This window comes from Aurantiacibacter zhengii, from assembly GCF_003584125.1.
Lineage (GTDB): Bacteria > Pseudomonadota > Alphaproteobacteria > Sphingomonadales > Sphingomonadaceae > Alteraurantiacibacter > Alteraurantiacibacter zhengii.
Genome location: NZ_QXFL01000004.1, coordinates 289,375 through 314,522 on the forward strand (window position 1 = coordinate 289,375; position 25,148 = coordinate 314,522).

Sequence of the window (25,148 nt, forward strand, 5' to 3'; positions counted from 1 at the left end):
CGGCTATCCCTTGGTTGGGTATGAGGAAACCCGAGAATGCCGCCCATTCCAGCCACACCCTGCCCAGCCGGCGAGAGCGGTTACGGATGCTACTGCGCCTGAAATCGCAGCGTCAGATGGCCATACTCGGCACCGGGCTCTTCGCCGCACTGTCGCTGGCACTGGGAGCGATACTGGCGAACGATCGCACCTCGCCAGAGGTGGTGAAGCTGGGGAAGGGAACGGCCAGTGTGGAAGCCATGCCGGTCGCTCAGGTAGATCCGGTGGAACCGCTACCTTCCAGCACCCCGTCCGCGCGGGAAAGCGCCATGGGCGGCGGCGATGCAAGCTATTACGGCAACGAACTGGCAGGAAATCGCACGGCCAATGGCGAGGTTTTCAATCCCCAGGCTCTCACGGCGGCGCATCGCACACTGCCCCTTGGCAGCGAAGTACGCGTCACCAATCCGCGCAATGGAGAAAGCGTGGTCGTGCGTATCAACGATCGCGGGCCCTATCATGGCAATCGCGTGATCGACCTTTCCCATGCCGCAGCCCGCGAAATCGGCCTTATCCGGTCCGGTACTGGCAGGGTGAACCTTGCCCTGCTCGTTACCTGACCCGCTGAAATCAGTAGCCCCCTGTGAAAGTTGCGTCCATCTTCTCGACATTCTGGCGCCCAGGCGCGGTGTGCGTTAAAAGGGCCGCCATGATCAAACCCGCCATCACCCTCACCCTGTTCGGACTGACCGCCTGCGCAACCACTACGCCGCCATTCGACGATAACGGCAATCCCAATGTGCGCGAGCAGTCAGAGACCTGCGATGCTGAGGCCGCGCAAGGCATGGTCGGCGAGCGCGCGACGTCCGCACTGGGCGGCGAACTGCTGGCCATCACTGGTGCGCGCACCCTGCGCTGGGTGCCGCCGCGCACCGCTGTCACCATGGATTACCGGATGGACCGGCTGACAGTTTCCTACGACGACAACATGCTTATCGAGAGGATTTCCTGCGGTTAGAGCAGCGCGCGTTCGCCCGGCGGAAAAATCCGCGAGCTCACAGCCCGCTGCATGGATTGGAGCGAACATGCGACATCTGAGCTTGAACCGTAATCCTAAAGTCGTGCCCCTCGCCATGGCGGCGTTGGGCATTTGTGCCCTCCCCCTCCTGTCTGCGTGTGGCGATGACCTGGAAGACCGCCAGGCCGCGGTAGAGGAGCGCCAACCCGCAAACGGTGCAATGACGATGGAGCAGTCGCAGATAAAAACCGAGAGCGGTTCCAGTCCGTCGCAGGGGGCCTCCACAGCGCAGGATTCTGAAAGCGAAACCACGCGAATGGATGACGAAGTGGTGGTCGATGCCGAGCCCGAAGTTTTCGTCGACGATGCGCAGGGTTTCTCCACCGACCCCGTAGACGATACTGCGGGATTCGACCCGACTCCGCGAGAAAACGGCGGTTTCGCGCCCGAGCCGATAGCGCCGGAAATATTCGAGGACTAGATCGCCTGGCAACAGGCCGAAAGTTTCACGGGTGACCGGTTGCCTCGTAATGCGCCTTTTGACATGGCGCGCCATGCACTTTGACTGTGCGGGAGACACATATGACCGGACAATTCCAGCTTAGCGATGACCAGCTTGCGATCCAGGAGATGGCGCGGCGCTTCACCGCTGACAACATCACGCCGCACGCTGCCGAGTGGGACGAGACGCACCACTTCCCGCGCGATGTGATCAAGCGGACCGGTGAACTGGGCTTTGGCGCGATCTATGTATCAGAGGAATCGGGTGGCATCGCGCTGGGACGGCTGGAAGCTGCCCTGATCATGGAAGCCATGGCCTATGGCTGCCCCACCACCAGCGCCTTTATCTCCATCCACAACATGGCCGGCTGGATGATCGACACCTTCGGCGGAGACGAGTTGAAGGAACGCTACCTCCCCGACCTCGTGTCGATGGAGAAACTGGCCAGCTATGCGCTGACGGAACCGTCCTCCGGTTCCGATGCCGCCGCGCTGAAGACCACGGCGAAGCTGGACGGTGACCATTACGTTCTCAATGGTACCAAGCAGTTCATTTCCGGTGGCGGCGTGAACGATGTCTATGTGGTGATGGTACGCACCGGCGAGGACAAGTCGCGCGGCATTTCCTGCGTGGTCGTGGACAAGGATACGCCCGGCGTCAGCTTCGGCGCGCCGGAGAAGAAGCTGGGCTGGAACGCCAGCCCCACGGCGCAGCTGATTTTCGAGGATGCGCGCGTACCCGTATCGAACCGCGTCGGTGCGGAAGGCGACGGGTTCCGCTTTGCCATGGCCGGGCTCGACGGCGGGCGACTGAACATTGGCGCCTGCTCGCTGGGCGGTGCCCAGCGTTGCCTGGACGAGGCCGTGGCCTACACCAAGGAACGCCAGCAGTTCGGACAGCCGGTGGCCGATTTCCAGAATACCCAGTTCATGCTGGCCGACATGGCAACGGAACTGGAAGCCGCCCGCGCGCTGCTTTATCTCGCCGCTGCCAAGGTCACCGACAATGCGCCCGACAAGACGCGCTTTTCGGCCATGGCAAAGCGCCTTGCCACCGACAGCGGCAGCAATGTCGTGAACAACGCCCTGCAGCTGTTCGGCGGCTACGGCTACCTCAAGGATTACCCCATCGAACGCTTCTGGCGCGACCTGCGCGTGCACTCGATCCTGGAAGGAACCAACCAGGTGATGCGCATGATCGTGGGCCGCGACCTGCTGCGACAGTAAGGATTTTATGACCGATCTTCTCAACCTGCACACGCACGGCAACGTCGCCCACGTGTCCCTCAACCGCCCCAAGGCGATCCATGCGCTGACGCTGGAGATGTGCGAGGCGATGGGGCTGGCGCTGCTCGGCTGGCGCGAAGACGACAATGTGAAACTGGTGTTGCTGGATCACGCCGAGGGGCGTGGATTCTGTTCGGGCGGCGATGTGGCAATGCTGCGCAATTCAGCCACCGAGGACGATGGCGTTCGTGCCCGCGAGTTCTTCCACACCGAATACCGCCTGAACCACCTGCTGTTCACCTACCCCAAGCCGGTGGTGGCATTCATGGACGGGGTTACCATGGGCGGCGGCGTGGGGATCAGCCAGCCCGCGAAATACCGGGTGGCGACCGAAAACACGAAATTCGCCATGCCGGAAGGCGCAATCGGCCTGTTTCCCGACGTAGGCGCGGGGCACTATCTTCCTCGCCTGCGCGGCCAGGTCGGCAAGTTCCTTGCCCTCACCGGTGCGCGGCTGGATGGCGCGGAGTGCCTGTGGGCAGGCCTTGCCACGCATTACATCGAAAGCAGCAAGCTGGCCGAGGTGAAAGCCCGCCTCATCGCGGATCCCGACAAGGTGGAAGACATCCTGAGCGAGCATTCCGCAGAGCCGCCTATGGCGCGGCTGCAGGCCAATCGCCGCAAGGTGGACCAGTTTTTCGCGCCCGGTACGCTGGAAGGCATTATCGCCGCGCTGGAAGCCGACGACAGCGATTGGGCTGCCAAGGAACTGGCCGCGGTCCGATCCAAGTGCCCGGCCACCAGCAAGGTCGCACTGCGCCAGTTCGAGGAAAACGCCGACTGCAAGAATTTCGCCGCCAACATGGCGATGGAGTATCGCGTGGCTTCGCGCATGATCATGCGGCCTGACTTCGCCGAGGGTGTGCGCGCCGTGCTGGTCGACAAGGACAACGCGCCTGCGTGGAACCCGGCGGAGCCCGAAGGCGTGACCGGCGAAATGCTGGACGCGATCTTTGCCCCCCTGCCCGATGGCGAGGAATGGACACCGTTCCGCGAAAGCTGATCCGTCAGACTCCGCAGGCGTCCAGAAGGTCTTCCACCCGGGCCCGGTAACCGCTGCCGAACAGGCGCAGGTGCACCAGCATCGGCCACAGCTGGTACACGGGTACCCGCTCGCGCCAGCCGGGCGGCAGCTCGCTGGCAGCGAAAAACGCTGCGGGCGGACTTCCGAAAACCTGGAGCATCGCGAAATCCACCTCGCGGTCGCCGTAATAGCTGGCGGGATCGATCAGTGCGGCAAGCCTCCCCCTGTTGAACAGGACGTTGCCACTCCACAAATCGCCGTGCAGCAGGGCAGCTGGCGGCCTTTGGGGCAGCAGGTCGGGCGTGCGCCGTGCAAGGTTCTCGATCCGGGCTGCAAGTGCACCGCTTATATGTTCGCAGAACGGCAGAAGCCGACGCTCAGCCCAGAACTGCGGCCAGTCCTCCAGCGGATCGTTTTGAATGGTCACCGAACCGAAGGCGTAATCCGTGCTCCAACCGTAGGGCCCGGCTTGTGGTGTATGGAGAAGGCGTAGTCCCTCTGCCATGCTGTCCCAGCCTGCCCGGCCATCCACCGAGATGAACTCCATCGCCAGCAATTCGCCACCGATATAGAGGACCTGCGGAACGGGCGCGCCGGTTGTCGCAATCGCGCGAAGCATCGCCCCCTCGCGAGCGACAAGTCTGCCGTGCTTGGCGACGATCTCCCGCCCGTCGGCCAGAGTGACGAGCGCTGCCCCGCCCAGATCCCCGCCGGGCAATTGCCGGGTTGCGGCAACCTTCTCTCCCAGCGCCGCTTCTATCTCTTCGGCAAGGCTCACGAAAAGCGCGCGACAATGGCGTGCGCCGCTGCCGTTACATCGGCCCAGGTTTCGGCGAAGCCTTCCTCGCCGCCGTAGTATGGGTCGGCAACAGGCTGGCCCGTGCGTCCGCTCACCATGTCCAGCAGCAGGGCAACTTCCGCTGTCGTATCACCGGGAGCAAGTTGCCGCAGGTATCGCAGGTTCTCCGCATCTAGCGCGAAGATATGATCGAACGTGGTGAAATCGGCACGCGTCACCTGCCGTGCGCGCAATCCCGTGATGTCGACGCCGTTTTCCCGCGCCACGGCAATCGCCCGCGGATCGGGCGGATTGCCGACGTGCCAGTCCCCGGTGCCCGCACTGTCGAGCTGCAGATCGAGCCCCGCAGCCTCGGCAGCGGCGCGCAAGGCGCCTTCGGCAAGCGGGGAACGGCAAATGTTGCCGAGGCAGACGAACAGGATGGCGGGCGCTTTATTCATGCGCCCGCCCTATCATGCCGGCCAGGGTCCGGTAACCGCGAGCGTCATCGCCGGACTGTAGACATTCACGAACAGCGTCCGGCCATCGGGCGAGAAACAGGCGCCCGCCAGCTCCGTCTGCATTCTCAGCAGCGCCAGCGGATAAGCCTCTCCGGCAGGCGTGATGCCGCGCAGGTGATTGTGGACGATGTCGTCGTAGCTGTCCTCGCAAACGATCAGATGCCCGTTGGGTGCAACCGTCAGATTGTCGCCAAAGCTGTACTCGCTCTGGGCAGGGCTTTCATAGAACAGCTCGAGCATGTCGGGGCGATCGTTTCCGGGTTGCAGCCTGAAGATCTGCCCCTGGCGCGCCGCGCCCCCGCTGGTGCAGGTGAAGAACATCTCCCCATCGCCCATCCAGATGCCCTCGCCCCGCGCAAACAGGGTCGCTCCGCGAGCGGCGCCACGCTGGCGCAGGTCGTCATCGGGAGCTTCCACATTGTCCATGGTGATCCAGCTGGCGGCCAAGGTATCGCCCGCTGCCATGCTGCGTGCCGACCAGTTGCGCGTGTCCTTGACCTCTCCCAGCACCAGAGCCTGCAATGTGCCGCCCCGCGCCAGCTGGCCCGGCTGCGCGGGAAGGAACCGGTACAGCAGGGAATCGTCGCGATCTTCGGTCATGTAGACGATACCTGTCGTCGGATCGACGCAGGCTGCCTCGTGGTTGAACCGGCCCATGGCCGTGAGCGGGACCGGGTCGACCAGTCCCGGGGCATCCGCAGGCACTTCGAACACCCAGCCGTGATCCTTGTTGATACGACCATCCGCGCGGGAAGTGTTTTCCTCGCACGTCAGCCAGCTTCCCCATGGAGTGATGCCGCCCGCGCAATTGCGGATGGTGCCGGCCAGCGAACGGTACTGCCGCTCGACGTCCAGCGTGGCCGCATCCAGCACGATCGTGGTGGTTCCGCCCGGGAGCGGGATGAGGGAACGCTGCACCGTATCGAAAGCCGGGCCGGACGGGATGGAACCGCCATCGTGCTGCGGCTGCAGTTCGTGATTGCGCACGAGTGCCAGCTTGCCGTTACCGATATCGAAACAGCCCATGCCGTCCGCGTGGTCGGGCACGGTGCCGCCATCGCTCATCGGCTCATCCAGCCGGGAAATGACGCGGTACGAGAACCCCTCTGGCAGGTCGAACATTCCGGCGGGATCGGGAACGAGTGCGCCAACGGGGCTGGCCGATCCGGACAGTGCCGGACTGGTGGACGCGCGCGGGCCTGCCGTGGTGCAACTGCTGAGATACAGCCCGGCAAAAGCCGTCCCGGTCAGGCTGAGAAACTGGCGGCGATTTTGTGATGACATGCGATTTGCGAACCCTGATGAAGCCTGTTGCCGGCGGCGCTCCAGCTTAATGATCCCTATTATTCCAGCAATGTTGCAGGGGCTATCCTGGAACACCGAACAGGCGCATTTGAGAAACTCCGGTTTCCCGGATTTTCGAGCCGCGCCAGTTATATTCGCGCAAATTCGCGGTGCAAGGTGTGACTTTCCGCATAGGCAGTTTGGCAGGGGTCATGCCGGGGGGTATGATCGCGTCCCATCGTTGTAGGAAAGACGCCCGCGCGGCAGTTCAGAACTGCAGCGTCGTGCGCAGGTAGAATTGGGGGTTTCGGGACTGGCTTTCCAGCCTTTCCACGGGGAACCCCGCAGTTGCCTGCACCGACAGGATGTCCAGCGCCGTGAAACCGATGCCGGCCCCAATCGCCGTCAACGACTTGGGCTGGTCTCTCGGCGTGGCGACCCGTCCGTGATCGACAAAGACGAATATTGCCGGTTCGGCACTGTCGGATGCGGGCAGCATTTCGATCTCGCCCGAAAGGTAATAGCCTCCATCTCCGGACAAGGCTCCCGGCTCGTATCCGCGGTTTGTCAGCGGGCCGCCGATCTGGAACAGCAGATCGCCCGGTACCCCATCCTGCGTGGCGATCTGCCAGCCGCCGAATGCGCGTAGCCCCAGGCGCGGTCCGGTGCGCTTTTCCGCTTCGAACGTGCCGGAAAACACCCCGTAGGTCTGGTCGCTGACGCTGCCGGTCAGCGGGGAATCGGCGATCAGTGCATTCCCGCTTACCCGGAGACTGAAGCCGGGCGCCAGGTGATCGTACGACAGGCCCACGCCAGCTTTCTTCGTGGTCGTCTTGCTGACGAAGGTATCGGACACGAAATTGCGTGTCTCGCTCACCCCCACGGTCGCGCTTGCAAGCAGGATGCCCCTGGCACTGGAAACGACGGGTTGCAGATAATTGAGAGCCAGGTTCTGCGTCTTGCCCACGCTGCCCGCTGCGGCAAAAGCCCCGTTCACGATTTCCGACCTGCTGCGCCCGTAGGACAGGCCAAGCCGCGTGGTCGGGCCCAGCACCGCGGCGTCGTAAGATACGGTGCCCGAAAGCGCCCCTTCGCTCGCCACGGCAAAGGCCGAAAGGCGATCGGAGGCGCCCAGCAGGCCGGTGCGGCGATAGTACCCGCCACCCTCCCAGCGCCCGACACTGCGGTAACCGTGGTTATCGGCAAACACCTGAAGGATGTTCGGGTCGGGCATTGTCACGGCCAGCTGTATGTCGGTCAGGCCGAATTGCTCGCCCGGTTGCAGCCCTGCGCGGACCTGCACGGGGTTGGTGCGGTTGATCAGCGAAAGCCTGCGCTCTAGGTCCCGCGGGTCGAGCGTCTCGCCCGGCTCTAGCCCGGACCGGTTGACGATATCCTGCGCCGCGATCCGGCGCGCACCGCCAACCTCGATCTGCCCCACCACACCTTCCACCAGCGTGATGCGGACGGTGCCATTCTCGATCGCCTGCGGCGCAAGGATTGCTCGCGCGGTAACCAGCCCTCGCGCATCGTACATGGCGTTCACTGCCGCCGTGATCGCTCCCAGATCGGCAAACGAAACCTGCCTGCCAACGAAGGGCGCGGCAACTTCGCTCAACTCCTGCGGGGAGAGGAACCGCGACTGGTCGAATACCACCGTGCGCAGTTCGAACCGGATGGTATCCTCACCGGTAACATTGGCATCGGCGGGCCGCTCTCCGGTGACAGCGGGGCCGGGATCGGCAGGCGTTTCCAGCGCATCCAGCCGCTCGCGCTGTTGCTCCAGCACCTGGCTGCTGATGACCCCGGGATCGGGCGGCGGCGGCGGAGCGGACTGGGCGTTGGCGTGGGCTGGCAGCAGCAAGGCGAGCGCGGCCCAAGGCGCAGACGAAAGGAAGAAAGCCCGCCGTCCTGCTCGTTGCCTATATATCATCCGCAAACCTCACCGGCCCTTGTTCTTCTTGCCCTGGTTCTGGTTGCCTTGACCTGGGCCGCCTTGGCTCTGGTGGTCCTCATCCTGGCTCCCATTATCGTCGTCGCCTTCTTGGCGATCCCGCTCGACCCCGTTCGCATGGGCGGGCACGGCGCGCACCCGGTAGGACGGTTGGCCACGGCCGCGTCCGCGCGGCTCCTGCCCTTCGATGGTGAGATCGAAATACCCGTCGACGAACTGGAACTGCTTGTCGAAATCGTGGTCGCGGCCTCGCCGTCTCTGCTCGATCAGCACGCTGACGTCCGCCGTGGTCAGTTCCAGCCGGTTGGCGTAACCATCGAACAGCTGCACATCCCGGCCCGCCGTCTGAATGGCCGCGAAATCGACCGTGAACTGCCCGAACACCAGCGGCACCGTGCTCGTGATGTCGATATCGGCATAGGCCATCGGCCCGGCGGGGTAACCGCTGAGGGAGAGGTTCAACGCCTGCCCCGTTCCTGCAAGGTTTGCAGTGGCGGAGCTGCCCTGAAGCACCAGCCCGTCACCGATCCATCCCTGACCGATCCGGATCGCGGGTTCCGTGCCGTAGGCTGCGCTGGCGGAGATGTTGGCGTTCAGCGCCAGCAGTTCGTCCAGCGACACGCTCGACACCGCTGACCCGCCACGAGGGGCAATGGTTGCACTGCTTGTAACGCTGAGGCGTCCACCGCTCAGCTGCCCTTCGTTGAATGCCGTGAAGTTCCGGGCAGAAACGCTGCCAAAGTCGATATCGACACCGCTCAGGTTCACATCATGCCCGGCGGATAGCGACAGCAGCGAGATGTCGCCGCCGGTCGTTATCGCTGCCTCGCCGCCGATCCGGAGCGTGCCATCGCTGCCAAAGTCGCCACCGGCCTGGGCGAGCAGGTCGCCGCCCACCAATGCGTTGGTCAGCATCGTGTCGAGTATCGATGAAAGCAGTAGATCGCCACCCGCTTCGGCGTTGCCGATAATCAGGCTGCGTGCGGTAAGTGAGAGGTTCTGGGCGCTGGCGATATCCCCGATCACGAGATCGTCCGTAACGGACAGTTCGATATCCCGCCCGGTGATGTTCCCGATATCGATCGACCGCGCGGAAAGCGCCACCGTTCCGCCAGCCAGCAGGGTATTGCCCGTGATGGCCTTGCCCGCCGTCATGGTGGTATCGCCCGCGCTGGTGGTCGTGCCGAAGGTGATATCCTCGTCCGCCATGATCGTCAGCGAACCCAGCGTGGACAGGTCGCCCAGCGTGACATTGTCGGCCGCCAGCGCGACGGAGCCTCCGCTGTCCAGGGCCGCGATGTTCACGCCCGCCGCCGCGATATCCACCGCCCCGCCGACGGACAGGTTGCCCGCGCTGGAGAAGCCTCCGCCTGACTGGACGAGCATTGCGCCAGCCACCGCAGCATCGTTCACAACGGCATCGCCTTCAGACGTAAGCGAGAAGTCGCCGCCGACATCGGCCATCCCGATATCGAGCGTGCCGGAGGTAACGGACAGATCGCCAAGGCTCGTGACAGTGCCCGCTGCCACTTCACCCGAAGCGGCAAGATCGACTGCCTGGCCGGACACCTGCCCGATGGCAATGCTGCTGGCGGAAAGCGCGACGTCTCCTCCGGCAGCAAGGGTGTCTCCAGCAATCGCGCCGCCTGCGGTCATGGCGGTATCACCGGCGCTGGTGGTGCTCGCGAAAGCGATGTCGCCGGTCGCCGTGATCGCGAGATCGCTGTCCGTCTCTAGATCGCCAAGAACCGCGTTGCCGACAGTGATCTCGACAGGACCTGCGCTCATCAGCGCTGCAATGTCGAGCGAGTTCGCGGCAAGCGAGGTCGAACCACCTGCGAGCAGCGACTGGATGGCAAGATCGAGGCCTGCACCAAGCGTGGCAGAGCCCGCAGCTTCCAGCGCGGATGCATCGATGCTGCCAGCGGCCTGCAAGTCCAGCGCACCGCCGGTGGCGAGCGAGGCAATCGCGATATCGCCAGACGCAGTAATCGCGGCGTTGCCTTGCGCCTGCAAATTGCCATGGCTTTCGAAGGTGCCGCCGGCTGTGGCGACCAATGCGCCTTGCGCCTCACCATCGACAAGGCTGATGTCTCCCAGCGAAACGAGCGACAGCGTGCCACCTGTGTCGGCCTGTCCGATGGCGATGCTGCCGGCGTTGGCCGAAAGGTCACCCGCCGTGCTTGCACTGCCGAGCGACAATGCGCCGACGGCTGCCATGTTCGCCATCTGGGCGGAGATGGCGCCAATGTCGATGCTGCCTGCCGCCAGGACGGCATCGCCCTGCGTGATGACAGACAGCGCGGAAAGCGCTCCGCCCGCCGTCAAGCTGACATCGCCAAGAGACGAGGCATCGGCAAACGAGAGATCGCCCATCGCCGTACCGCTGATAGTGCCCGCCGTGGCGGTGAGGTCGCCAAGGGTAGCCGCGCCTGCGCTGGCGAGAACGATGTCGCCCTGATCGGAAGCAAGGTCGCCGGTTTCGAGATCGCCCGACGTGGCGGCTATGTCTATGTCACCTGCCGCTGCGGTATCGGTAATCGCCAGCGAGCCGTCGGATACGACCGTCAGCGAGCCGTTCGCCGCGCCCAGCGTCAGATCGACGGGAGCCGCGCTGCCGGTGTTCGCAAGCGACAGGTTCACATTACCGGCAGCCGATACGATCGTGCCGGTCTGTGTATCGAGCAACAGCGGAGACGCGCCGCCGATATCGCCTTGCGCCGCCAGATCGACGCTGCCAGCCATCAAGGGTCCGCCGGGATTGGTGGCCATGGAAATGCCGCCGCCGCTCACTATCGAAAGCTGGCCCGATACTGTGCCCGCGCCCAGTATCAGGTCCGACGGGGACGCTACGTGGGCCGCCGCACCGCTCAGCGAAAGCGCCGTTCCGCCGATCATGTCGAGGGCCAGCGGATGAGCGGCGCTCCCCACTGAGCCCGTGCCCGCATCCAGCGTCAGCAAGCCGCCGTTGCCGTCTATCGCGACAGGGCCGGAGGCATCGCTCAGCGCCGTGATGTCGCCGTCCGCTGTCAGCGTGCCTTGTCCGCTGAAGTTCGTGTTACCCAGCGCCGCGCCGGTGCCCACTACCTCGATATTGAAACCCGCGCCTGTAGTCAGGTCGAGGATGTTGAACGGCCGTGAGGGATCGAACGCGGTAAAGCGCAGCGGATCGGCCTCTGTCCCGGCGTAGCCTGCCGCGCTGAGGGACAGGTTGGCCGCCTTTGTCAGGGTTTCGGGCGTGCCGTTCAGCACATTGCCGTTCGCCGTGGACAGGAACAGCGTTCCGCCCACGTCCGTGGTGATCGAACTGAGCACGATGTCGCCGTCGATATCGATCCGCAGGTCGTTTTCCGAACGGATATCCAGCATCCCCGTTGTCGTCTGCGCCGACACGGTCTGCGCACCGTTCAGCGTGAATTCGTAGGTGTCGGACGATACCGGCACGGGTTGCGGATTGCGCGTCGCCGCCAGCAGCGCCTTTATTTCGGCAGTCGTGTATTGACCGGGGCCTGCGGTGTCGCCGGTGACGTAACCCTCGCCCGGAGCGGTGACGACGAAGAAGCGCGCCGCATCGCCGGTGGAGGTTACCTGCACGGTGACCTCGGGAATGGACGCAGTGCCCTGCGTTACCACGGCGATCCCCGTCTGCGCCTGGAGATTGGGGCCGCCCTGGCCGCTTGCCAGCGCGCTGCCCCCGGCAGTGGTGCCGATCACGGTGTCGACCTGCGCCTGCTGCCACTGCGCACCGCTGGTGAGCTGGTTGTACAGCGGATCTGACTGATCGAGCATGTAAGCGAAAGCCGGATCCTCGTTCGTCAGCGCGTTGCCCGGCAGGCCGGGTGCGTTTTCGAGAATTGCGAGCGCGCCGTTGTACATCTGGAGGACGGCAGCGTCGATCTGCTCGGGCGTGGGATTGGCTACGCCGAGAGTGGCGGCAACTTGCGCTGCGTAAAGCGAGCGGCCTTCGTCCGTGAGGGTGGAACCGCTTGCCGGGTCGATCACGGCGGATATCTGCCAGAAGGTCGCGTAGGCCGCATCGACGCTCGTCTCGAAACGCGAAACCGAGACGCTACCGGCAGTGTCCGACAGGATGCCGAGAGATTCGAACAACGCCTGGCTGTCCGCATTGTCTGCGCTGCTTTCGAGGGCCGACGGCAGGGCACCCAGGATGGTTCCGTTCTGCGCGATGAGGGAAATGCCGCCCTCGTCCGAAACGATCGAGCCGACCACGATGTTGCCATCGGTCTGCGTCAGCGTGATATCGCCCACGGCAAAGGCATCGACGGTGTTCGCGATGAAAGTGAGCGGGGTCACCGCGCTGCCGATTGCTCCACCTGTGGAGGTGAGCGAGAGGCTCCCTGTTTCCACTCGCGGCGTTGTCGCCGAAGGCTGCTGCCCTTCTACTATGTCGCCCGATGCCGTGACCGAGGCAGTACCCGCGCCGGGCGTTTGCAGCGTGTTGATCGCAAGGTCGCCGGTGTTGGTGATGAACACGTTGTTGCCGCTGGCAAATAGCTGCGTCGCCCCTCCGGGGACGGCGCGCAGTTCGACGGGGGCCGCGCTGCTGCCGATATCTCCGCCTGCCGCGCCGAGCGTAATGGTTCCGCCGGTCGTCAGCGAGCCGCCGCCATTCAACAAGCTGCCAGCCGTTCCCAGCGTGGTATTGCCCGAGACGTTCTCTACATTGCCGGACACCACGATATCGCCAAGCGAAGTGACGCCGATCAGGCCCTGCGAAGCGCCTTCGAACCCGATCGCGATGGCATTGTCCGCCCGAACCGTGTTCTCCACCGTGACGCTTGCGAAATCGACGAAGTTGTAAAGCCATTGGACGGCGCTGACCGTGCTCGGCTTGTCGGCGAAGATGAAACCACCGGATGTGAACTGCAGCGTCTGCGAGCCGTAAACGGCGCCGCTGATGCGCGAGCGGAATGCCGGATCGGTCGACGATCCTCCGGTAACCACACCCCCGGCCGAGGTGAAACCGCCGGCAAACTGCCAGTCGGTTGCGATGTCGTCCAGCACATTGGTATTGTTGAAGAAATCGAAGTTCCGGCTGGCTCGCTGTGTCTCCGTCCAGCGGTAGCGCAGGCCACCGTCCGGATTGTAGGCGAGCGTTCCGCCCGCGTTGATCGTGTAGAGGCGGTTGGCATCCTGCCACCGGGTCGCGCCGTTGGAATTGTCGTAAACCTCGGTACTGCTGCTGCCCTGGTCGCTCACGTACCACATCGTCGGTGCGCCGCTGCCGGTATCCTTGAAGCGGTCGGTGATTTCTATCACGCCAGGCTGGTCGCCGGTGCCGGTGGAGATATTGCCCAGGACCAGCGCGGTATCAGTGAAATTCTCGATCTGTACTTCGCCAAAGCCGTTGCGCACGATCAGCTTTCCGTTGGCATTGGCATCGGTGTTGATGATCCCGCCATCGAGGCGGATCGATCCGCTGCCTGCCGCAGCAACGTCGGCCAGCACGATTTTGCCGAAATCGGGGTTCGCCACCTGCGCGCCGCCTTCGGTGATGAAGGCCCGGCCATCGTATGCCGCCCTGATCGTGGATGCGGATGTGCCGGTGAACCCGTCGAGCACCAGCAGGCCGTCCGTGATTGTAAATGCGGAGCCGGACTGGGGCGAGCCTGCCTGCACATAGGCATCGATGTAGCTCTGCGCGGCAGGATCGATGCGGACCGAACGATCGAGCTCGGGCCCGGCAACCAGCGGGCCGTTGATGTTGATGATATCGGCCGTAATGTCGATCGCGTTTGCCGTGATCGAGGACGCCTGCACACCGGCGGTGGCCTGGTCCGCCGCCGATCCAAAAGCCTGCTGCCTCACCGGGGCGATGGTGGAAAACTGCTGGATCCAGCCGTTGTTCGCACCGCTTTGCTGATAGCCGAACGGACCCCACCAGTTGAACGTACCTTGCGGGGTGCCATCCGGGTTCAGGTAGACACCGATGTTCTTGTTCTGGAGAAGGAAGGGTTCAAAACCCAAGACGAAGCCAGCTCCAGACCAGTTTTGGGACAGCACCTTGTCCGTCTGTTGCAGCTCCTGATAGGGCAGCATGCCGAAGATGAAGGTGTTGAAATCGCCCCTCAGGGTGGTGGTGCCGTTGCCGTTGTCGTCATACCGCGGCCCGGCAACGGTCCGGTCGAGGATGGAGGTGAGAACCTGCCGGTATTCGGCCTCGTAGGCAGCGCCGGTCAGTGCCGGATTGCTCAACGCGCCGGGGGCGAAGATGTAGTTCGCCATGTAGGTGACCACGTCGAAGGGCGTATTGAAGCCGATCTTCACGCTGTTCCACTGGCCCCGCGGATCGACCACCTCGAAAGCATTGGCATCGACGCTGAATGTGCCCTGCGGAGCCCTGATGGATACCTGCGCGGCGTTGATCGCACCTGTCTGCAGGATATCCCCGAAACCGTTGAACACCGACACGGAACCGCCGGGATTGCCGATAACGCCCGACAGGTAGATCGGACTGCCGGTGGAGCTGGAGCCGATGGCCCCTGCATCGAAACTGTTGGAGATGGAGACGGCAGGCAGCGTATCGACACCGCTCTGGGTCACGGCGATACCGGTGCCGTCGGCACTGGCCGCGCCAGAGAAAGTGACCAGGCCGTTGCCGCTATCCGGGACGTAGATATCGCCCACCAGCAGCGCAGCGCTGGTCTGGTTGTCGATTGAAACATCCACGCCGCCGTTTGCGGTCAGCGAGGCATTGCTGCCGGCCAGTTCGGTAATCTGGCTGGCGGTGACGTTGATATCGCCAGCCGCCGCATAGATCGGGGAGAGCACGATGGTGTCGGCGTCTCCGGGAACCATGCCGGAGCCTTGCGGGACAAACATCGCGTTCGCTCCGAACTGCGGCAGTGCGCCGGTATCGGTCAGCGATGTCGAGGTGGCGATCTGCGGGTTGGATGCGCTGCCGGTGATGACCACGCTCTGATCATGCGCTGCGCCCGCTTCCACGGTTCCGCCCAGCGACAACAGGCCGGACCCCGTCGCCAGCGATGTGCCGTCCACCGTCTGCGTGGAGAACAGGTCGAGGTAGGGATTGGTGCCCACCGCACGCCCGCTGGCATCCACCTCTCCTTCATCGGATATCAGGTCGACATCCAGCACCGCGCGCAGGCGCGCCCCGTCGCCGATATTCAGCACGCTGTCGGAATTGGCCGTCGCATCGGCTTCCAGGGTGGAGGTAATCGGGATCAGCGAGTTGTTGAACACACGCGTGCGCGCATTGGCCGCCACGTCGCCGCGCAACTGGCCGTTACTGGATGCGCCGGCCCCCACGATCAGGTTGCCGTAGGCCAGCAGGTCCGCATTCGCGCCGATGTTCACGTTCTGGGTGGTATCCAGATTGGTGCTCGAATCGCCGCCACCGGCACCGGCAAGGCCGTAGACGGTGACATTGGCACCGCTGGCCGCGCGCCCGGTGCTCAGGGTGCCAATCCCGATGTCGCCGCTGCTCTGCAAGGTGGCATCGTTACCGATGTTCACCGTGTTGACGAGGGCGATTGTCTGGTTCGTCTCCGCAATCGGCACGGCAACCGCGCTGCCCAGTTCAAGCTGGGATTTCTCGTCCAGCGCGATGGCGCTGCTCGCATCGATGCGCAGCGCGCGGGAACCGGTCAGCCCGTCCTGCTGTATCTGGATGGGGTCGCCGCCCACGACCAGGGTCGCACGCTCACCGATGTCGGCCAAGGCCTGTCCGCCGACCACGGTGTTCACCGTCGCTGCGGCTCCGTTGCCCAGCCCGCCGCCGCCGCCATAGGCGGAAAATGCCGCGCCTTCCGGCAGGTCTTCCTGCGCGAAGACGTTGCGCGCATCGATATCGATGTTGCTGGCGGAAATGATGGTATCCGCGCCGACGATTGCCCGCGTCACTGCGCCCAGCCGGTTGTCGACCAGCGCGCCGCTGAACCCGATTGCCGATGCCTGCCGCGAATCCGCCACGCTGGCATAGCGGGCCTCATGCTCTGCCGAGATCGCCACCTCGCCTGCGTTGATCTCGCCCGAAAATATACCGGCGGTGGCGGTGGAGGCATTGGTGTTGTTCGCCGTCGCCGCCGCACCTGCGGCGATGCCGCCGCTGCCGGACAGGGCATAGGTGGTCGTCGTATCCACGCTGTCCGCGCGCACATCCACCGCGCCCGCCACCAGTCTGGTGCCGCGGGTCGTGCCGACCAGGGCGCTGGTCTGCGTAGTGGACTGCGTATCCGCCACCACGGCACCTGCTGCCACGATACCGGCGGCCACACCGCGGGAGTCCGCCAGCACGGAAGAGCCGTTTGTCGCCGACACCTCCACGCTTTGCGCAAAGGCATCGCTGTTCATTTCCGCCGCGATCGAAGCGCTGTTGCGCGCGAGCGCCACGGAAGCCTGCGCCCCTGCCAGAACGCCGCCGGAAGCCGCAGCGGCATCGGCCGATGTGCCTGCACCATCCAGGCTTGCACCGATAACCAGATCGCCGCTTGTCCTGTGCAGGCGGCCGTTATCTCTGGCCATTACGTTGACGGAAGTGGTGGCCTCGGCAGCAGAGGCGCCGATGGCAACCTGCCCGCTTACCGCTGCCCCTTTCGCCGAAGCCGAAGTATCGGTGGTGGAAGCGGCAGTCAGCGAAAGCCCGCCATCTCCGGTTGAGGTAAGCACGCCCGAGCCGATGACCGCGCTGACACCTGTGGCGTCGTTCGCCAGGGCAATCGAGCCGCTGCCTGCACCCAGGATGCCGCCCGAAAGCGCGATACTGGATGCTCGCAGCGTCCCGGCGTTCGCCGCATCCACGGTGATACCATCGAACCTCGTGGCGAGGCTGCCATCATCCAGGCTGGCACTGACACTACCGTTCCGCCCGGCAATCGCGGCGGCAATGCCGACCCCGATGCCACCCGCTGCGGCGCCGTTTGCATCGGCCAGCGCCGTGGTCGTATCTGCGGCCTGCACCACCAGTTCGCCGTAGCCATCGCCGGCAAGGGTACCGCCGGCACTGGCATTCACGCTTGTGCCGATGGAGATGTTGGACACGATACCGGCTGCCCCCACCCCGCCGGCAGAGACGCCCGCACCGCGCACGCGGGCAGCGATGAGGGGTTCGTTGAAGAGGTTCGTCCCGCCCAGATCCTCGCTCAGCGCGTTCACGGAGATGTCGCTGGCAGTGATCGCGCCGTCTACGGTGGCCGATACCGATCCATTGATCCGGGTGTAGCCGACCAGGGCGGAAAGCGCGCCTGCGCCGCCGGAAATCGCGCCAAGCTGGGCATCGGTGGCCGTACGGTCCGTACCGGAAACATCGACGCTGGAACTGGTGACGACAGAGCCGGTGATGCGCGCCGTTGTCGCGGCGTCGCGGGTATCGGTCAGCGCGCCCATCACGTTGGTCGGGCCGGATGAGAAGAGCGCCGCGTTTTCTTCGGCTGTCAGGCTGGCGTTGGGCGTGAAATAGCCCGCGTCGGTTGCCGTTGCCACGTTGCCCAGGACATTTTGCGTGTCTTGCGAGGACAGGCCGTTCTCGTCGCCATCGTCGTCGATAGCCCCCTGCTCCTCACCCACCAGCAGGACGTTCACCACGCCCCCAATGCCCGCAAGGCCTCCGCCAGCGCTGAGCGTGGCCGATCGGGCCAGCCGCGTCTTGGTTGCTGCCACGTCGAGCGTGCCAGACGCGATATCGGAATTGACCACTTCGGCGGTGGCCTGGTCCTTGATAATACCGACGTTCACCGCCAGCCCGACGCCGACATAGCCTGCAATACCGATAGCGATGGAATCGTATTCCATCGCGGTTTCGAGGTCTGCGGTTACCGCCACGTCGTTGGCTGCGGCGTTCACATCCGTGTTGTAAATGCCGGATTGCACATCGCTGTCGATCTGCACGACGTTCACGATCCCGCCGATGCCCACGTTGCCGCCAAATCCGGCGCTGATCGCCAGTCCGGAATAGCGGTCGATACCGCTGGCGGCGACGGTCACATCGCCGCTGGCCGTCACATCGGTGCCATCGTCGCCTGCTTCTGAGCCGATCCGGGCCAGTGTCCGGTCCTGCATGGTAGCCACGTTGAATGCGCCAGCCGCGCCCAGAGTGCCGCCAATCGCGAGCGCACCGTTCACGCCGCCCACGGCATCGAAGGTTTCCGCCTCCACCGTCACCGCGCCGGTATTGATCTGCGCCCCGCCATCGATGGTGGCGCGGGTGTCGGAATCGAACAGGTCCACGGCTACCGATCCGGTGATGCCCGCCGTGCCGCTTCCCGCGATTCCGGACGTGATCGCAAATGTCTGCTGGTTGTTGAACGCGTGAACACCAACACCGTCGTTGCTTGTGCCGGTGACGGAGCCGCCCACGATGGCGGCGGAGACATCTTGCGTGAACCTGGTAGCACTGGCCGCAGCGCCAATACCGGCATCGCTGCCAATGCCGACGCCAAGGACGGCCTGCCCCACGGTGCCATAGGCTCCTGCAAGCACATCGGCATTGCCGATAACGTCGGTGCTGGAAACCTGCGCCGTCGTCGCGCCACTCATCACCGTCACGCCGACATCGATGCCGACACCGACGCCCTGGCTGAGACCGGCCGCAGCGGACAGCACCGCCACGTTCTGGACAGATGTCGCCCCGACCGAGAGGCCGCTGACGGTCTTGGTTCCGAGGGAGAGGGCTTGCTGGTCCGGCAGCAGGCCGGTACCCGCTCCGCCCAGCAGGAAGGTTTCCGCAAAAGCCTGCGTATTGTTACCGTTTTCGGCGCATTCTTCCGTCACGCAGATAAGTTGCGACGTATCCAGTCCGCTGGCGGCTTCGCCAGTGCTTACTGCCCGGCCTGCGCCCTGCCCCAGCGCCGTGACCGTCGAATTGAGGACCTGCGCGGAGGTCGTAGCGTTCAGGACGTTCGTGGTAACCCCCACGCCGATACCTGCCGAATTGCCAATGCCGATCGCGCCCGATGCCACGAAAATCCGGCCCGCATTTGCCGCCTGTACCGATACGTTGTTCGTAGCAGCGATCTGCGATCCGCCATCGATCAGAGCGCTGGTCTGGCTGTTGAGAATGTTGGTGGTGATCGACCCGCCAATCCCGGCAGCGTCCGATCCCACTGCACCGCCGATGGATGCGACACCGATATCGCCGGTCGCATTGGCCAGCACGTCGAGGTCTTCGGCCACAATGGCCGCGCCCGAAACCCATGCCGCGTTCGTGCCTTCCATTACGTTGACGGCAATGGCCACGCCCGCACCCGATCCCCCGGTGGAAATGCCGAGGCTTCCGGCAATCGCTTCGATGTCGGAGGCATTGTCTGCGGCAATAGTGACGTAGTCGGCACCCCCGCCCACGTTGGCCCCGCCAGCGAGCGAGGCCGAGACCTGGTCCGCGATATTGTTGATGGTGAAGGAGCCGGTGATCGCCGTGGAACTGGATGCGGCGCCCGATACGGATGCCGTCCGGATCTGCCCGTCTGCCATGGCGGAGATGCCCACATCGCCTGAAGCGTTGAGGTCGATCCCAGCAACCTGAGCGGAAATATCGCGGTCGATCTGGTTGAAGGCGACCGATACCCCTGCGGCAGTGCCCTGCCCGGCGGCGATGTTGCCTGCCAGGCTGGCAATGGTCGCATCTGCCTCTGCAAGGATATTCACCGACCGTGCGTTCACCACGCCGGTGCTGCCATCGTAGGCGAGCCCGCCGCCGATCCCGGCCATGCTGCCAGAGCGGATGAGGTTGGCCGTGGCCGAACCCATGAAGGCCAGCCCGCCGTTGCCCCGGTTGATCGACGCGCCGACCGACAGCGCGGCTATGGCCGCGGTATCGCGGCTGACCACGGCAACGCCGCTGTTCGCCGCTTCTATGCGCGAGGCCTCTATGGTGGCGGTGTAAGTATCGTTGATGCTGCCGCCTGCAAAGCCAAGGCCGGCAGCAGTCTTGCCGCTCTGGAACAGGCCGGCGACGGAGTAGATCGCCGCTCCTCCCGTGTCCGCTGCAAACAGGTCGCGCAGAACGCTGCGCCCCTCGTTCGCCTGTTCCTGTTCGGCGATCAGCGCGGCGTTGGAATTGTCGGCATTGGGAGCGTCCACCGGCTGCGCGGCGAAAGTGTCTCCGGTGAAGTCAAAGGCGGCATCGCGCGCGGTAGCTGCGCCGATGATCTGATCCAGTCCTGCCCGGCCTTCGTTACCCGCTGCAACCAGCAAGCCGCACGTTTCGTCATCGCAAACCCCGTTATCGGCGGAGACGGCACGCGCAGTCAGCACGCTGCCGGTGACGGACGATGCTATCGTGCGATTGAGATCGGAATAGACCGCGCCGACAGAGATGGCCGCGCCGTCGTTGCCTGAAACGCCGCCCGTCGCCGCGGCGGAGATCAGCCGGATCGGCGCCTGCGCGTCGATTGCCAGACGATCGAAGGTGGCATCGGTGTTCAGGACGTGCGCGCCGACGAAGTCATAACGCTCCCCGGTCAGCGGGTTTATCGCGGCGCTGTTGTCGGCAAGGCTGACGGTGAAGACCGCGCCGATGCCAGTAGAGCCGCCCTTGTAGAACGAGCCGCCGCCAAGGCCGATCTGCGTGTTGTTGTAGCCGCGCACATCGAGGTTGCTGCCCGGCGCGCCGGTAAGCCTGCTGTTGGCGACATATGCATTGGTCGCGCCGTGCAGCAGCGACAGCGTGCCCGATGCGGCAATCGCCGTGCTCTGCTGCCCGGATGTAACCGCAGCACTCGCGCCGACACCGACTGTAAAGCCCCCGGTCAACGCCTGTACCGCCGTATCGCCCGCGTTTTGCGCGGTGACGTTGACCATGCGCGCAAGCGTGTCGCCAGAATCCTCGGTCAGCGCGAGCGCGCCTGCCACGCCAACACCGTTCGAATTCTGCCCTCCCTTGATCAGCGCGGCGCTGCCACTGAGCGTGAAATACGAAGCGTTGCGCACGGCCTGCACCGTGGTTGCCGCCGGGTCCAGACGGCCATTGGTAAAGCTGGTGCGCACGATGTCGCTGACATCGGCGGTAGTCTGCGCGTTGTAGAGGCCGACCGAGCCGCTACCGGCCACGCCGATGGCAAATCCCTGGCTGGCCGAATTGCCGAGGCCTTTTCCGTCGGGAGGCGTGGGCGCGCCGGGATCGGCGGGCGTACCGCTGGGCGCAACATCTGCCGTGGAAGGCGTCCGGGTCTGGGCGTTGTCGGTGGCGCTGCTGGCTGCCGAATCCATCAGGTTGCCGACCGGGTTCAGCAGCGGGTCGAGCGTGTCCTTGAGCGAAGTGATACCGTCGCTGATGAGCTTGAGCTTGTCCTTCGCTCCGCCGACGAGGCCCGAAAGCCCTCCGCCGCTCCCGCCGGAGTTGCCGGAACTTTGCTGGCTTTGCCCTGCCTGGGCCAGACCAATGGATAGCGCGCCTGCATGGCCCACGGTTTCCGCCTCCACCACCAGCGTATCGGCGGCGAAAGTGCCCTGGCCAGGTGCAACGGGGCTGCCCCCTGCGCTCGCGTCGATAGTGGACGAAAGGGCGGCATCGTCGGCGTTGTCGCCAACGACGGCGCTGGTGTCGGTGTTCAGGTCATTGACCGCCACCGACACGCCGATACCCGCACTGTCTCCCCCCGCGAGTGCCCCGGTCAGCGACCAGACATTAACCCCCTGGGTCGCATGGAGGGTTGCTGTCCGGCCACTGACCGAGGCGGAAGAAGCAACGCTCGCATGCGTCGCCTCTTCAAGCAGTGAAACGGCCACGACTCCGGTAACTCCGACACTCCCCCCGGAGCCGGAACCGGGCGCAACGATGTAGTTCGTCGTGTCCGCATCTGCTGCAACTTCAACTGTCCCTGCACTTTGCAGGCTGGCACCGCTTGCCACACCGGCGAGGGTGGCATTGGCGATGTCGGTCATGGTGAACACACCGCCCACCGCGACGCCGGAATTCTCTTCGCCTGTCCCGCTTCCGCCAAGACCGCCTGCGCCGCCGACAACGTCGCCCACGCCGCCCAATTCCGAACCGGCATCGCCCGTGCCGGAACCGGAATCCGAATTGCTGCTCGCCAGCGCGGCCTTGCTGCCGGACAGGAACAGGACGGCGATGTCGGAATTCGCATCCACGCTGAGCGCGGAATCGAAGGCGAAGGTCGGCGAAGCCGTGCCGAGGGCCAGCGGCGGTATGCCCGCGGCGAGATCGGCCTCTTCCATGAACAGCGACAAGTCGCCGCCGCCTGCAGGGACGGACCAGCCGGAATCTCCCCCGGCATCGGTAGCGACAATCGACGCGCCCTCGCCAACCCAGGCGCTGGTGATATTGTCGAGCTCGAAATAATTGACGACGCCGTTGATGCTCGCCTCTGTGCCCGACGTACCCTTGGCTTCCGCATTCCCAGTGGCATAGGCACCCACGTCGCGGATGCCGGAAAGCGTCGTGTAGAGGCTGCCAAGCCCGCCCGCGATGTCGCCCGCCATGTCGCCTGCCGCTTCCCAGGCCCCGGCCAGCGTGTCCCACTTGTACGGGCGGGGGTGCAGATAATTGGCCTGCACGCCGATGGTGCCCGCCGTCAGGCTGGCGCCCGGCGCGACCAGCGCGAGCGTATCGTTCTCGCGCAGGTTGACGGCAACCGCGGCGTTAACACCCACGCTCGTCGAAGGATTTTCCGCGCTGGGTTCCTTCTTAACGTCAGAGCCGACCGAACTCGATCCAGAAGCTCTCGCGCCAGCGTCGACGCGATTGGCCACCAGCGCGATGGAATCGCGTGCCGTCACGTCGCCGGAAATACGCGCAATCGTCGTCGCTGCGGATTGGTTCACAGCGATGACCGAGCCGATCTTGGGCAATGCGCTGGAAGCCGCATCCGACGCGAACAGCTTGCCAAGAAGCTTGCCGACAAGCGTATTCTGAAGCGAGTTGACCGCGGTACCGAGGTCGTTCACCCCGGAAACTTCCGGCGAACCGGCACCGCCGACGACTGTCTTTGCCCCGACATCGCTGAGCGATCCGACGGAACTGGCTTCCACGAGTATGTTGCCCGGCGCGCTGATGCCGCCGCCGATATCGGCATCGAGCAAGGCCGTGGCCCGCGCCTGCGTCAAGGCGACGGCTGCAGCAATGCCAACCGCGCCCGACCCGGCAGCGGTAACGTCCGATGCGACCTTGTAGCTGGTATCGTTGCGACCGATCACGGCGAGGTCGCCGGCAACCTCGATATCGGCCCCGCTGTTCACGACCGTGTCGGCGGCCACATCCGCGTCCAGCAAGGCCAGCGTGAGGGCGAAGGGGGTGGAATCAGTCGAGGTGGCGACGGTCAGGTCGACTATGGCGGTGTCGTGGCTGGAAATCTGCAGGTCCCCGGCCGAGGCGATCCGCGCGCCGCTGGCAACGCTTGTTGCGGCACTGCCTTCAACATTGGCCACGATCACGCCCAGCAGGGCTCCGCTCGGCGTGGTCTGCTTGAAGGTTTGCGCGGTATCGGACCGCAGCAGCACGCCGCCCGGCCCCGAGGCCGCGATATTCGCCGTTCCCGCTATATCGATCGAGGCATTGCTGCTGACAGACGCGTATCCGATGTTGTCGGTGGGCAGCGGAAGGCCCGCGAACTGGTCGAAGAACTCGATCTCGCCAAAAACCGATTCCAGTCCGCCCAATCCGGCGGAGATGACAGAGGTGAGCGAGGCCGCCTTGCTGGAGGCGGCGTTGGCATCTGCGGTGACGGCGAGCGATCCCGCTTCTATCGTTCCCGCCAGAGTGATGGACGCATCGGCCGAGGCGAGGCCCTGCACCACCGTGCGATCGGCCGTTGCGGCAAGCGTCACGTCGCCCCCGCGGATCACGCCGTTCACGCCCTGCGAAATAGAGGCGCTGACATCCGTATCGGTGAAAAGCAGGTCGCCCGTGGAGACATTCGTCTCCTGCGCCCTGATCGTGATCGAACCTGCCTGTGCGCCGTGCGCGGTATCGAGCGTGCCGTCGAGGACCACATCTGCCGCGACGATCTCGATCCGTCCCTCGCGCTCCACCAGGCGCGCTGCCGGGGCAAGGCCGGAAGTGTTGACCGACGAGGCAAACAGCGGATTGCTGTCCTTCAGCCCGGCATCGAGCGAACCGCCGGACGCTACCGTCACAGTCCCGCCGGTCTGGATCGAAAGGCCGTTGGCGGCGTTAACCGCGCCGCGAATAACGACATTGCCCGAAGCCGACAGCGGCACATCGCCAGCGGCCAGGCTTCCGAGGGCTGCCGAACTTATGCCGCCATTGGCGTCGATCAGGGAATCGACGAAGGATGCCGTCGGCGCGACAACCGTCAGGCTACCGACATTGATCGTGCCGGATGCGCCAACCACGAAGCCATGCGTGTCGACGAAGAAGACATTGCCGCCGATCTCGCCGCCGACGAGGCTGTTGACCGTGCCATCGATAGTCACCGCCCTGTCGCGCACGATATTGACGAGGGCATTCACGTCTTCCGGCACGATCAGGTCGACAGTTGTCTCCTGCCCCACATCGAAGACCGAGAAGCTGTTGACCGCATTGCCGCCGCTGCGCGTTCGCGTCGTGACGCGGCGGACATCGGGTGCGCCCGCTGCGGAGGTTCGCGTTACTTCCGTATCCGTCCTGCCATCGGGCGCGATATCGGTTACCACCTGGGCCTGCGCCGTTCCCGGCAGACCGCCAGCCAGCAGCGCCCCCGCACCGACCGCCATCAGCCCATGCGCGTAAAGATACCGGCGCTTTCGTGCCAGTATGACCGACTTGCGGGGTACCGTGCTGATGCGGCCGGCCATGCTGTATCTCCGAGATGAAACGTGTATGTTCGGAGATACGCCGCGGTTTTCGCAAATACCTGATGGAAACC

The 25,148-nt window shown here is 64.7% G+C and carries 10 protein-coding genes; 5 read left to right on the forward strand and 5 right to left on the reverse strand.

From position 1 onward, the window contains the following. Positions 1-20 precede the first annotated feature (20 nt). From D2V07_RS10930 to D2V07_RS10950, 5 genes are all read left to right on the forward strand, one after another. Positions 21-599: a septal ring lytic transglycosylase RlpA family protein gene (locus D2V07_RS10930; RefSeq protein WP_119587017.1), complete on the forward strand. Its 579-nt coding sequence runs from the start codon at positions 21-23 to the stop codon at positions 597-599. An 89-nt stretch (positions 600-688) separates the two neighbouring features. Continuing rightward, complete coding sequence (locus D2V07_RS10935; RefSeq protein ID WP_199698779.1) at positions 689-997, forward strand: I78 family peptidase inhibitor; 309 nt, start codon at positions 689-691, stop codon at positions 995-997. A 67-nt stretch (positions 998-1,064) separates the two neighbouring features. Further along, on the forward strand, positions 1,065-1,478 hold the full coding sequence (locus tag D2V07_RS10940) for a hypothetical protein (RefSeq protein WP_147366946.1): 414 nt from the start codon (positions 1,065-1,067) through the stop codon (positions 1,476-1,478). 101 nt (positions 1,479-1,579) lie between these two features. Next, on the forward strand, positions 1,580-2,725 hold the full coding sequence (locus D2V07_RS10945; RefSeq protein ID WP_119587019.1) for an acyl-CoA dehydrogenase family protein: 1,146 nt from the start codon (positions 1,580-1,582) through the stop codon (positions 2,723-2,725). A 7-nt stretch (positions 2,726-2,732) separates the two neighbouring features. Beyond that, the gene (locus tag D2V07_RS10950; RefSeq protein WP_119587020.1) at positions 2,733-3,788 is read left to right on the forward strand and encodes an enoyl-CoA hydratase/isomerase family protein; all 1,056 of its coding nucleotides are present in this window, start codon (positions 2,733-2,735) and stop codon (positions 3,786-3,788) included. A gap of 4 nt (positions 3,789-3,792) precedes the next feature. On the opposite strand, the gene D2V07_RS10955 is transcribed toward D2V07_RS10950, so the two are convergent. The 5 genes from D2V07_RS10955 to D2V07_RS10975 form a co-directional block, all read right to left on the reverse strand. Then, a complete protein-coding gene (locus tag D2V07_RS10955; protein WP_119587021.1) occupies positions 3,793-4,587 on the reverse strand; it encodes a fructosamine kinase family protein in 795 nt (264 codons plus the stop codon). After that, a complete protein-coding gene (locus D2V07_RS10960) occupies positions 4,584-5,048 on the reverse strand; it encodes a low molecular weight protein-tyrosine-phosphatase (RefSeq protein WP_119587022.1) in 465 nt (154 codons plus the stop codon). Before D2V07_RS10960 ends, D2V07_RS10955 begins: the two co-directional genes overlap by 4 nt. 12 nt (positions 5,049-5,060) lie before the next feature. Continuing rightward, positions 5,061-6,392, reverse strand: a complete 1,332-nt coding sequence (locus D2V07_RS10965; RefSeq protein WP_119587023.1) for an alkaline phosphatase PhoX — start codon at positions 6,390-6,392, stop codon at positions 5,061-5,063. Positions 6,393-6,660: 268 nt separating this feature from the next. Beyond that, positions 6,661-8,256 (reverse strand): ShlB/FhaC/HecB family hemolysin secretion/activation protein, encoded by a 1,596-nt coding sequence (locus D2V07_RS10970; protein WP_158586813.1) that lies wholly within the window; start codon positions 8,254-8,256, stop codon positions 6,661-6,663. Positions 8,257-8,334: 78 nt separating this feature from the next. Next, a complete protein-coding gene (locus tag D2V07_RS10975; RefSeq protein ID WP_119587025.1) occupies positions 8,335-25,077 on the reverse strand; it encodes a leukotoxin LktA family filamentous adhesin in 16,743 nt (5,580 codons plus the stop codon). Positions 25,078-25,148: the final 71 nt, after the last annotated feature.

What these genes read in the sequence shown, in the direction of transcription:
- D2V07_RS10950 (WP_119587020.1), top strand. Translation starts at nt 2,733, where the DNA reads ATGACCGATCTTCTCAACCTGCACACGCACGGCAACGTCGCCCACGTG.
- D2V07_RS10975 (WP_119587025.1), bottom strand. Translation starts at nt 25,077, where the DNA reads ATGGCCGGCCGCATCAGCACGGTACCCCGCAAGTCGGTCATACTGGCA.
- D2V07_RS10930 (WP_119587017.1), top strand. Translation starts at nt 21, where the DNA reads ATGAGGAAACCCGAGAATGCCGCCCATTCCAGCCACACCCTGCCCAGC.
- D2V07_RS10960 (WP_119587022.1), bottom strand. Translation starts at nt 5,048, where the DNA reads ATGAATAAAGCGCCCGCCATCCTGTTCGTCTGCCTCGGCAACATTTGC.
- D2V07_RS10965 (WP_119587023.1), bottom strand. Translation starts at nt 6,392, where the DNA reads ATGTCATCACAAAATCGCCGCCAGTTTCTCAGCCTGACCGGGACGGCT.
- D2V07_RS10940 (WP_147366946.1), top strand. Translation starts at nt 1,065, where the DNA reads ATGCGACATCTGAGCTTGAACCGTAATCCTAAAGTCGTGCCCCTCGCC.
- D2V07_RS10935 (WP_199698779.1), top strand. Translation starts at nt 689, where the DNA reads ATGATCAAACCCGCCATCACCCTCACCCTGTTCGGACTGACCGCCTGC.
- D2V07_RS10945 (WP_119587019.1), top strand. Translation starts at nt 1,580, where the DNA reads ATGACCGGACAATTCCAGCTTAGCGATGACCAGCTTGCGATCCAGGAG.